The 2,397-nt window shown below is 69.9% G+C and carries 4 protein-coding genes; all 4 read right to left on the bottom strand.

The genetic code is table 11. From position 1 onward, the window contains the following. A partial coding sequence (locus B551_RS16490; protein ID WP_023264579.1) for an NTP transferase domain-containing protein occupies nucleotides 1-239 on the bottom strand: 239 nt, incomplete at its 3' end. Beyond that, nucleotides 221-1,249, bottom strand: coding sequence for an XdhC family protein (locus B551_RS16485; RefSeq protein ID WP_006580059.1), 1,029 nt, complete (start codon nucleotides 1,247-1,249; stop codon nucleotides 221-223). The genes B551_RS16490 and B551_RS16485, both read right to left, overlap by 19 nt. Beyond that, complete coding sequence (locus B551_RS16480; RefSeq protein ID WP_043440339.1) at nucleotides 1,222-1,758, bottom strand: CoxG family protein; 537 nt, start codon at nucleotides 1,756-1,758, stop codon at nucleotides 1,222-1,224. Before B551_RS16480 ends, B551_RS16485 begins: the two co-directional genes overlap by 28 nt. Continuing rightward, a partial coding sequence (locus B551_RS16475) for a VWA domain-containing protein (protein WP_023264577.1) occupies nucleotides 1,749-2,397 on the bottom strand: 649 nt, incomplete at its 5' end. The genes B551_RS16475 and B551_RS16480, both read right to left, overlap by 10 nt.

Below are 2,397 nucleotides of genomic sequence, written 5' to 3'. Positions count from 1 at the left end.
GTGCAGCCGCCCTCGCTCAGTTCCCGTTCCAGCTCCGGCTGTCCCGGCCGCACCACGGCGATCGCGCCGGGCAGCGCGGTGGCCAGCGTGCGGGCGCTGTGCCACGCCACGGTGCGTCCGTCCGGCAGCGCTTGCAGCAGCTTGTTGCGCGCGCCGCCTGGATCGAAGCGGCGGCCGTAGCCGGCCGCCAGCAGGATGCCGGCCGGCAGATCCGAATCGATCAGCGGCCCGGACTGCATGCGCTGGCCTCGTTGGCCGCCAGTTCGCGCGCCGCCTTGGCGCCCTCGACCTGCAGGATGTCGGGCAGCGATACGTGGTTCTTCGCCGCGACCACCTCGGCCAGGATCGAGATCGCGATCTCCGGCGGCGTGCGGCTGCCGATATAGATGCCGACCGGTCCGTGCAGCCGCGCCAGCTGCGCGTCGTTCAGGTCGAATTCCTTCAAACGCTCGCGCCGCGCCTGGTTGTTGCGCCGCGAGCCCAGCGCGCCGACATAGAACGCGCGCGTGCGCAGCGCCTCCATCAGCGCGAGGTCGTCGAGCTTTGGATCGTGCGTCAACGCGATCACCGCGCAGCGCTCGTCCAGCTTCATCTCGATCACGGTGTCGTCCGGCATCGTGCGCACCATGGTGACGCCGGGGATGTCCCAGGTTTCGGTGTATTCCTCGCGCGGATCGCAGACCGTGACCTGGAAGCCGAGGCCGACCGCGATCTGGCACAGGTATTTCGACAGCTGTCCGGCGCCGATCACCAGCATCCGGTAGCGCGGCCCGTGGATCGTCGCCAGTGTGCGGCCGTCGAAGCTCAGGCCGTCGGTGGCCTGCGCCGGGCCCAGCGTGGCCTTGCCGGTCGCCATGTCGAGCGTGCGGGTCACCAGCCTGCCGTTCTCGACCGCGTCCAGCAGCTGGGCCAGGCCGCTGTCGGCCGTCACCGGTTCGGCCACCAGTTCGATGGTGCCGCCGCACGGCAGGCCGAAGCGGTGCGCCTCCTCGGCGCTGATGCCGTATTTGATCGCCTCCGGCGTGCGGGCCGCGATGCCTTCGCGCCGGACCCGGTCGATGATGTCGTCCTCGATGCAGCCGCCCGACACCGAGCCGACCACCAGCCCGTCGTCGCGCACCGCCAGCATCGCGCCCTCGGGGCGGGGCGACGAGCCCCAGGTCCTGACTACCGTGACCAGCAGCGTGCGGTGGCCTTCGGCGGTCCACCGCACACTGCTTTTCAGGACTTCGAGATCCACGCTGTCCATGATCGCTTCCGTTTCGTTTGTTCGCCTTCGGCCGAATCGGCCGCAGAAGGTTCATCCGCCGGCGACGCGCCGCCGCTGACCGCCTCGCAGAAGCGCGTGAAGAAGGTGTCCGCCATCTTGCGCGCGGCACCATCGACCAGCCGCGATCCGATCTGCGCGATCTTGCCGCCGACCTGCGCCTGCACCGTGTACGACAGCACGGTCTCGTCGCCGTCCGGGTCCAGCCGCACCTTCGCGGTGCCCTTGCCGAAGCCGGCCGCGCCGCCCTGGCCGTCGAACGCGATGGTATAGCTGTCCGGCGCCTGGATATCCTGCAGCGCCATCCGGCCCTTGAACTTCGCCTTCACCGGCCCGACCGCCGCCGTCATGCTCAGCAGGTAGGCGTTGTCGCCATCGGGCTCGATACTCTCACATCCGGGAATGCAATGCTGCAGCAGGGCCGTGTCGTTCAACGCCTCCCAGGCGACCTGCTGCGGCACCGGCAGCCGGTGGGTTTGGGTCATTTCCATGGTGCGGGGTTCTCCTTGTCGTTGTTGGCGGACCGGCGCGCCGATGGCGCCGCGAGCAGCGATTCCAGCGCGAACAGGCTGGCCAGGTTGTGGGCGGGGCGCAGCGCGTCGACATGCGGCAGGATCGCCTGCACACCGCGGGCCTGCGGCGTGAAGCCCGCGTAGCGCAGCAGCGGATTGAGCCAGACGATGCGATGGGCGAAGCGCCGCAGGCGCGCCATCTCGTCGCCCAGCAGGTCGATCCGCTGATGATCGAGGCCGTCGGTGACCAGCAGCACGGTGGCGCGGCCGCCCAGCGTGCGGCGCGCCCACTGGCGGTTGAAGGTCGAGAGCGCGGCGCCGATGCGCGTGCCGCCGGCCCAGTCGCGCACCTGCTGCGCGATGGTCTCCACGGCATCGTCGGGATCGCGCTCGCGCAGCGCCCGGCTGACATTGGTCAGCCGCGTGCCGAACAGGAACACCGACAGCCGCTCGCGCGATTGCATCAAGGCATGACAGAAGTACAGCACCGCGCGTGAATACTGGCTCATCGATCCCGAGATATCGAGCAGCAGCACCAGCGGCGGGCGTCGCTCGGCGTGGCGGCGGTATTTCCAGCGCATCCATTCGCCGTGCTGGCGCACCGCCAGGCGTGCGCTC

It is taken from the genome of Cupriavidus sp. HPC(L) (genome assembly GCF_000307735.3).
GTDB lineage: Bacteria > Pseudomonadota > Gammaproteobacteria > Burkholderiales > Burkholderiaceae > Cupriavidus.
The sequence above is the reverse complement of the archived record's forward strand: the minus strand, read 5'-3'. Positions and strand labels throughout refer to the sequence as shown.

Excerpts from the sequence above, each read along its gene's own strand:
- B551_RS16485 (WP_006580059.1), bottom strand. The coding sequence starts at position 1,249 with ATGGACAGCGTGGATCTCGAAGTCCTGAAAAGCAGTGTGCGGTGGACC.
- B551_RS16480 (WP_043440339.1), bottom strand. The coding sequence starts at position 1,758 with ATGGAAATGACCCAAACCCACCGGCTGCCGGTGCCGCAGCAGGTCGCC.